This is a genomic window from Bacillus sp. (in: firmicutes), assembly GCF_031983925.1.
Lineage (GTDB): Bacteria > Bacillota > Bacilli > Bacillales > Bacillaceae_G > Bacillus_A > Bacillus_A pacificus.
Window position 1 is genome coordinate 1 of record NZ_DALYZR010000028.1, and the last position, 8,337, is coordinate 8,337.

Genomic DNA, 8,337 nt, shown 5'->3' on the forward strand with positions numbered 1-8,337 from the left:
AGTAGGACGTCGCCAAGCAACTGTAAGACGAGTCAGAATGACTCGTCTTTTTTGTATGCTTTCATGCCTCTGTTAATTGCTTGTTTAACTCCTTCTAAATAGGCAAAGCCATGCCTTTTATCGGGTTCTAAGTAAGTACCTTCTGCCCATTCATTCCACGCATTAATAAATAAAAACTCGCTGTTGTAAAGAGAATAGGTGCGCTGGATTTGCTTACTTAAATATATCGTGAACTTCTCAGGAGTAGAGCCTACGAAAATGCTGCTATTTAAATCTTTGCGGCGTGCTGTGTTATCCCAGTCAACAAAGGCACCGGGAAATGTTTTTTTCTCTGAAGGAGATCGTTTTAATATATACATCCACACTTTATCATAATCCCAAGCGTTTATTTGTTTACCAGATTCATATATTATCTTATTTATGTCGGAAGAACTATCATGAGCAATTGTATAAAAAGGCTCGAATTGAATGCTAGCATCAAATCCATTTATATTAGGAAGTGGAAAGCTGTTTAATGTTTCTGTGAAGTATATACCTTTCAAACCATTTTCTTGTGCGAGTGTATTCCAGTAGTTAAGCATCTGCTCACAATTAGGTATATGCCCAGGACGATAAATAATGAATAGTGGTTTATCATTTATACGGATATACCTCTCATCTTGGAAAGCTTGTAATAAATAATCAAAGTGTTCTTTCCAATCTGATAATTCTCCGTAATTTTGAGGCATTAATATGTGACTATCAAGACCATCCCAAGTTTTTGTCCATGGTTCATTTGCCCAAGATAGGCAAAATGGAAAATCTGGTTCGCCCATCTGAAGTACCTCATTAAATGGTCTCTCCAATAGCCTCTTCCCTTTAAACCAGTAATGGTAATAACAAAAACCATATATGCCGTGTGCTTTAGCAATTTCTGCTTGCCACTTTCTTACGGATGGGGTGGTTAAGTCGTAATAAAAATCTTGATAAGGTTCTCTAGGTTGATAATGTCCTGAAAATAAAGGTCGTGCACTTTTAGTATTTGTCCATTCAGTAAAACCTTTTCCCCACCATCGGTCATTTTCTTTTATTTGATGAAACTGTGGTAAGTAAAAAGCAATTATTTTCAAGATATATCCCCCTTATGTGCTTCGTAGTTCAAGTGGTGGGAAGTTATTTTTGATTTTTCGAATCTAGTTAAAGCATGAGAACCGTTATTTACTTACTCTGTTTATGCCTCATAATGAATTTTTTTGTACAGTTTGCTTGATATGGAAATCTTTAATGTTTTAATATATACGGCTGAGAAATAAAATAATCTTCATTATACAATGAGCGAAAGAGTTAATCTTTTTGGAGAACAAATAGAGCTTGGGGTAATCGGTTTGCATCATCAAAAAAGTCCCGCAGCTTTAAATACTTCTCATAGTGATTTTTAATATAAGTTCTAGGTATAACAGTTTCTCCGTAGAAGCTACTATTTCTAACGTCTCCAGCTCCCGTAGGGCTGTGGACAAAATTGCCGCTTTCATAATCCGAGATGGCACGATTTATATCTGGAAAAGCTTGAGATAAAGTTTTATGCCATCCTGTCTGAATTAATTCAGGGTGTTCCTTAAATTGTTGACAAAAATCGAGAAAATAGCGCGCTTGTGTTGTGGCGATGAAGATGCCACCTGGACGAAGAATTCTTGAAAATTCCTTTATCCAATTTTCTGCAGTTTCTTCGGATAAATGTGAGAATACAGAATAAGCGAATATGATGTCTAATGAATTGTCATTAATAAATTCTGCAGGAGGTTGTGGGGGAGCTATTTTATATCTGCCTCTTCCTAAAGTTTCGTTACAAAGGTTAATCATTACAGGGTCTACATCAATACCAAGCAAATTTTTATGGCGAACATCTTTAAAAAGAAGCGTATGATTCTTCCCCAGCCACAACCAAAGTCTAAAATTTTCCGTTCTTTATTCAAGGGAACGCCTAAATTATGGGCGTATGTTTTTACAAGTCTATAAAACAAATATGCTTCATAAAGAGCATGTTCATAGGAAGCACCTACAAACTGTTGTTGAATTTCTTCAGGGGGGAACATAGGTACTGGGACACCATTTATCTTTGTTTGTGAGCAACTTTGTACAAATAGATGAAGAAGATCAACATCAGAAAGCGGGCTAACAAGGTTATCAAAATCACTTCCTAACTTAAAGTCATCCATTTGTTAACCTCCAAATTATATAGTGCCTAAAAATTATTTTCTTGTTTTCTACTAATAAAAACGTGTAAAAATTCAGCATCTAAGCCCAGTGATTTATCCTTTTGTAAATAAACTAGGGTATACATATTTGCATGTGTATAAATATATTCAATCATATCTTGGCCCCAATCAAATGTTACTAAAGACCCATTCTCATCAATAGGATTTCCGTGATAAATTGGCTCTTCAATATACTCAATTCCATCCTCATTGATTCTTGCCCTTTGCAAAGTTTTTGGAAGAGTGTGGTACCAAGGGACAGTAAACACATGAGCACCGCCAGGCTTTAATACACGCTCTATTTCTTTAAAGGCTTTGTTTGGTTCCATTACATGTTCAAAGACATCTTGAGTAATGAACAAATCAAAAGATTCATCTTGGAAAGTCATGTTTTCTAAGTTCTCGCATCTAATCCCTTGAAAGTATTGGCCGAGAGGATAGTTTTTAAAGTATTGAGAGTATGTATAGTTTTTGCAGTTTTTTATTAGTAGTTGAGTTGTAATCCCTCCAGGAGAGGATTCGTGAATATGATAGGAATCCCATTTTGGAAAAAATGTATTTAAAACATGAATTAAAGCTCTCTGCCTTGGTATAGAGTGGCATGTAGAACATAAGTAGTGATCTCTAAGCCAATCGTTATGCTCTATAAATGTAGCTTCCTTCTCACAAATAACGCAGTATCCGTTATTATGTTTCAAATTACCTTCCACATGACATCACTCCTGTGTAAAAATGCATATGGCACATGCGTCAATAATCAGTGAATTCAAAGAGGGTAGGTGAAATTTAGGGAATCTATAACAGTAAAATTGATAGAAGGGAATAATTAGCGGTGGAGAACCCCACTCTAATTAAAGTTTCACTTTATGCTATGCGATACATTCGCTTTTATTCATTGAAGAATGTATCGATTTAAAATATCCCTTTCGTGTACGGATACATTTCAAAGTCTTGTGCATATATTTCTGTAACTAACGCCATTGTTTCTTCATCATAAAAACTTTCATATGTCGGAAAGCGAGGGAAGGCGACATCTGTAATGCTGAGCTCTGCATAGCTTCCTGTATACATCATTTTATGAGCACGATGATGATCTGAATTTGTAAGTAGCGCTAAATTAGATTTAACTAAATCGTACGTATGTTCTATTTTGGTGATTTGTGTATTAAAATCTTCTAAAGGAATATAGTGTTGGATGAAATTTTCTTCACCCGGAACGTATTGCTGACTAAAATGTATGTCCATTGTTAGGGAATTGGGACCTAATGCTCGAACGTAATATAAAAATTGTTTAAATGATATTCCTCGGTTACTATATTTGTCATTATATAAATACTGGCGGATACTTTCCCATTGAGGAATTGCATATGGATTGTCAGCAAGTAATAAAAATGAGCTGACGGCCCTTGTATAGGGATTTCGTACAAGTTTACAAACAGCTTTTTCTGCTGTTAGAAGCCCATTTTGTAACTCTGGTATGTAGTTGGTGTTGTTTTTATACACCCAGAATTCATAGTAATGAATAAAGTCATGGTATTTCTTTGCTTCATTAAACAATCCGATTTGAAAAAAGAACCAATTAGCTAAAGTAGTGCATCCGCTTCTATGGCTCCAGAATAGTATAAGTGGAAAGTCTTTATGGAAATGTGGGATTCGATCTTTATGTAGAATTACATGATTTAAAAGCTCTTGATTTACATTCTTCATACATGTAGTGCTCCTTTTTGAAAGTTTTATTTATGGAGAAGGGGAAAGCTTTTACTAATCCAATATATTCATAGGAATGAGTAAATATTATGAGTGTTTTTTCGGGCGGCTTAAATAAGGTAGTGATTCTAAAGGGGAAATAAAAAATAAAGATAATGAAAATTTATAAGGGGCATACAATTATAAGAGACTCAATAATAGAATTGACTAAGTTCATTTATTTGTATTTCTAGGTGTGATAAGCAAAAATCTTATTACTAGAGAGGATATTATGCGGAAGAATAATTATTTAATAGTAGGTGGAAATAGTTTCATTGGTATTAACCTCGCATTAGGTTTATTGAAAAAAGGCCAAAATGTAAAAGTATTTTCCAGACATATAAATAATTTTCCTCAAAATATTATAAGTGAGGTTGAATTTATTAAAGGTGATTTAGCAAATGTTGAAGATATATATAAAGCTTTAGTGAATGTGGATATAATTATTTATTTAGCTGCAACGTCTAATGTAACAACTTCAATTGAAGATGTTTTCGGAGATATAAATAGTAGCCTTTTTTTTCTTAATTTCATGGAAAGTGCTAAAAATTTCCCTATTAAAAAAATCGTATTAGCGTCTTCTGGAGGCACAGTTTATGGTGAACCGGAATATCTGCCTATTGATGAGGAACATCCATTAAAACCACTTTCTCCTTATGGAATAACAAAGGTGTCGCTTGAAAATTATTTGTACTTTTATAAGAAAAAATATGGAATGGACTATGTTGTATGTAGATATTCTAATCCGTATGGAAAATATCAAAACCCGTTAAAGAAAGTTGGAGCAATAAATTGTTTTTTGTATCAGCATCTCAGTAATGAAAAGATTAATATATATGGGAATCCACAAGAGATTATTCGAGATTATATTTATATCGATGATTTAGTGGAAGTTACTATACAACTATCGCAATTAAATCACTTGAAATTTTGTGTGTATAATATAGGTAGCGGAAAGGGTCTCTCTTTAAAACGAATTATAGTAGAATTGGAGAAATTAACGGAAAGAAAAGTGGAATTTATCTGCTATAAACAAAAGCAAGAAAACGTTCAAAAAATCATTTTAAATATAGATAGAGTAAGACGAGAATGTAATTGGGAACCGAAAGTGGATTTCAAAAGTGGAATTAGATTAAATAAGCTATGGATTGAAGAGTTCTTATATAGTAAAAAATAATAAGCCATGCCCTACTTCTGTATAAGTAGAGCGTGGTTTATTATTTTATTTCTTTTTTTATTACCCAAAGATCTTGATGTTCCCACCAAAAACCTTCAGTGTATTTTTTGATAATAGGATTATAAGGTAATAATTTAATTTTGTCACATACGTAAGAGGGGCTAACAATCGTTTGCCCGTATTGATGAACATCTAAATCGAGTTGTTCGCTAGAGGGAAGAAACCAATACCCCTGTTCATTTAAAGCGGGAAAACCGAAGTGCTTTTTACTTTGATATCCATGAGTTGTGAAAATGAATAATCCGTCAGGGGAAACAGCGTTATACAATGTTTGAAGCCAACGAAACCAAGTTGTATCAGGCATATGAGAAAAAAAGGATAGACAAAAAACGATATCATACGTAGACGAGGCTAATTTTACTTGTTCTGGTTCAGGGTGAGATAATAGAGATGAAGTATGTAATGTGTTTTCAATAAAAGTAATAGCCTCTTCGTGTATATCGCAAGTAGTTATACTTAAGTTCGTTTGCTGATTTAATAAATGACGTGTTACGCAGCCATATCCGGATGCGAATTCTAATAATTGAATTGGAGTGTCTACAGGAGGATAAAAGGAAGTAATTAAATCTAAGAGTGTTTCTGCTGATTTTCTTCCATCTTTAAAATAATAATCTATTGCTTCTTTTTTAGATGGAAAGACTGGATTTGTGACAAGGAATTGAAAGATATGATCTTCTGGGTGGATATTTGCACTTACATTGTATTTTTGTGCAATTTGAGAAATCAAATGTTTATTTGCCTCTATAAATTCTTTCAAAGAGTAACACCCCTTAAATAATAGTAATGTCTTACAAGAGATACTGATGATAAAGAAAATATATAATTAAACCTTCAAATATGCTTCAAGGTACTTTCTATATGCATACATTTTCTTTTTTGAAATGTCGTCGATAGTAAAGGTGTCTTTAATGAAATTCTGCATTTGTACAACTTCACTGTAGTGGGAATATGAATCTTCTGTTCTTGTTACGCTATTTGTATGTCGTCTATGATAGTTTAGAGGTTTTGGATTAAAATAAATGTTCCCCTCTTTAAGGAGAGAAACATAGAAAAACCAATCACCAGCTATTTTAAACTTTTCCAATTGTTTTGCTATTGTTTTTATATCTATGTTTTTAAAAACTACACTTGAGACATTAGGTATGGTGTTTTTGATAAGTAACGTATCTTGTATTTCATCTATCCCTTTTCGGACATAAGAACTCTGCCATTTTTCCTTATCAATATCATTTGTGTAATCCAAATAATGATTGGCCAAGATATTTCCTTGTTCATCTATTTGTTTTGATTGTGTGTAGCTTAAGGCAACATCACTATCTATATGAAACCCTTGTATTACTTCTTCTAAAAATGTCTGATCACATAAGTCATCGGCCTCAGCAATCCAAATATAATCACCGGTTGCTGCAGAGACACCTTTTATCCATTGTTTAAATACAGAACCAGAATTTTTATCATTAATAATCTGCTGAACTTTCAGGTGGTGTTTATTTTCATTTGAGAGCAGCTTTTCAAATATAGATACGCTATTGTCAGTAGAGGCATCGTCTAGGAAAATTAGTTCGTAAAGGGGATAGGTTTGATTTAATATTGATTTAACTCGTTCCGGTAAGTATTTTTCGTAATTATAGTTCGGTACAATGACGCTTATTTTTTTATAATTATGCTCAAGCAAGTTTAATAATTGATAAACGTAATCAAGAAAGTTGAAATCTCTTTCAATAAGTTCTTGGCCAAAGGTCCCTTTTTGTAATCGTAAATCTTCATTCCCGATAAGTTCATATATTCTTTCCAGCATCATAGGTAAGTTTAAATGGTCTACTAATGCGCCGGTTTGTTCCGTAACAACATCTTCAAAACCTCCAGCGTTTTTGAACCCTATAACAGGGACTTTTGTATCTAATGCTTCTAAAACTACGTTTGGGAAAGGATCTTCTCTTGAAGTTAATAAATATAAATCAGCACCGGCGTTATATAAACCGATATCTGGAGTTGGGTCCACTAATGTGAAATGTGCTGTATATCTTGGGGAGATTGTATTAAAAAAATGAACATCTGTTTTCCCAACCCAGATAAAATGAATATTCGTATGCACCTTTCTTACTGAGTAAGCAATAAGTGAGAATAAATCTATTCCTTTTCGATGATCAGCGAAACCTACCCCCAAAATGATTTTGCTATCGAGAGGCAGGTTGTGTTTTTTTCGTAATTCGTTTCTCGCTTTTGCAATATTGTTCTTATAAGGGTTGTGGTTAAACAAACCTTGAGGGAGGATGTGGCATTTTTGATGATCTAATTGGGTGATTGTACGGAATTTCTCATACACGTATTGTGAAGGGAAGACAATTTTGTGGGCAGATTGGGCAATGTTTCTTGCTTTTCCCTCAGCAGAGTACTGTTGTATTAAATGCGGCAATTCATGTATTAATGAAATAACTTTAATATTATGTTTAGCTAGTAATGCAACTATATCACCACTTATGACGGTACTACATATGGCGATGGTATAGTCTTTTAATAATAACTTCTTTATTAATAATTCGACTTTTTCTTCCGTTGGGTAGTTTTCCTCTAGGCAATAAACAGGACCATACTTTTGAAAATCTTGGATTAAAATGCCCGTTCCAATAGAAATAATTGCGACGGAGTAATGAAAGTTTTCTTTAAGGGCTTTAATAGTATGTAAAGAAAGCAGCTGTGCTCCGTGGAAATGGGCATCATGGGATACATAAATGATTTTCTTATTAGCATGCATTTCATAACGCCTCCTAATGTAATTAGATTTTAGTAAATGTAGGATGTATTTATAATTGCTAGAGAGAAGTGGTAGGAGATAATTGTGAATGTAACCGAAATAAAAAAGCTACTTTTAATATATATTTGTGTGGCTTGATATTCATTCTTTAGAAAGTAGAAACTGTCGATTATAAAAATGACTACACTAGTTTATTAATCTTTAGGGAAGGAGTATAAAAAACTTTATAATTTATAAAATAAAAAGGATAAAAAGTATTGACGATTAGAGTACAGGAGTGTAATATAGAACAAGTCGCCGATGACATTAACGTCGAAAGCGACAAACGAAATGAAAAACTTAGTTGACATTGAAAGATGAAAATG

The 8,337-nt window shown here is 33.4% G+C and carries 6 protein-coding genes and 1 pseudogene; 1 reads left to right on the forward strand and 6 read right to left on the reverse strand.

Translation table 11 applies throughout. The features are described from left to right. Positions 1-32: 32 nt before the first annotated feature. The 4 genes and pseudogenes from RTP99_RS27670 to RTP99_RS27685 form a co-directional block, all read right to left on the reverse strand. A complete protein-coding gene (locus RTP99_RS27670; protein ID WP_000690990.1) occupies positions 33-1,109 on the reverse strand; it encodes a glycosyltransferase WbsX family protein in 1,077 nt (358 codons plus the stop codon). Positions 1,110-1,323: 214 nt separating this feature from the next. Continuing rightward, positions 1,324-2,195 (reverse strand): annotated as a pseudogene (locus tag RTP99_RS27675) (class I SAM-dependent methyltransferase). Positions 2,196-2,221: 26 nt separating this feature from the next. Continuing rightward, a complete protein-coding gene (locus RTP99_RS27680; protein ID WP_000398919.1) occupies positions 2,222-2,944 on the reverse strand; it encodes a class I SAM-dependent methyltransferase in 723 nt (240 codons plus the stop codon). Between the two features lie 202 nt (positions 2,945-3,146). Continuing rightward, complete coding sequence (locus RTP99_RS27685; RefSeq protein WP_000800260.1) at positions 3,147-3,941, reverse strand: sulfotransferase family 2 domain-containing protein; 795 nt, start codon at positions 3,939-3,941, stop codon at positions 3,147-3,149. A 271-nt stretch (positions 3,942-4,212) separates the two neighbouring features. Between RTP99_RS27685 and RTP99_RS27690 the strand changes: the two genes are divergently transcribed. Beyond that, positions 4,213-5,157, forward strand: coding sequence for an NAD-dependent epimerase/dehydratase family protein (locus RTP99_RS27690; RefSeq protein ID WP_001230824.1), 945 nt, complete (start codon positions 4,213-4,215; stop codon positions 5,155-5,157). A 40-nt stretch (positions 5,158-5,197) separates the two neighbouring features. Here RTP99_RS27690 and RTP99_RS27695 read toward each other — a convergent pair whose 3' ends face one another. Then, a complete protein-coding gene (locus tag RTP99_RS27695; protein WP_000657505.1) occupies positions 5,198-5,974 on the reverse strand; it encodes a class I SAM-dependent methyltransferase in 777 nt (258 codons plus the stop codon). A gap of 66 nt (positions 5,975-6,040) precedes the next feature. After that, a complete protein-coding gene (locus RTP99_RS27700) occupies positions 6,041-7,972 on the reverse strand; it encodes a glycosyltransferase (protein WP_046646127.1) in 1,932 nt (643 codons plus the stop codon). Positions 7,973-8,337: the final 365 nt, after the last annotated feature.

What these genes read in the sequence shown, in the direction of transcription:
- RTP99_RS27685 (WP_000800260.1), bottom strand. Translation starts at nt 3,941, where the DNA reads ATGAAGAATGTAAATCAAGAGCTTTTAAATCATGTAATTCTACATAAA.
- RTP99_RS27690 (WP_001230824.1), top strand. Translation starts at nt 4,213, where the DNA reads ATGCGGAAGAATAATTATTTAATAGTAGGTGGAAATAGTTTCATTGGT.
- RTP99_RS27700 (WP_046646127.1), bottom strand. Translation starts at nt 7,972, where the DNA reads ATGCATGCTAATAAGAAAATCATTTATGTATCCCATGATGCCCATTTC.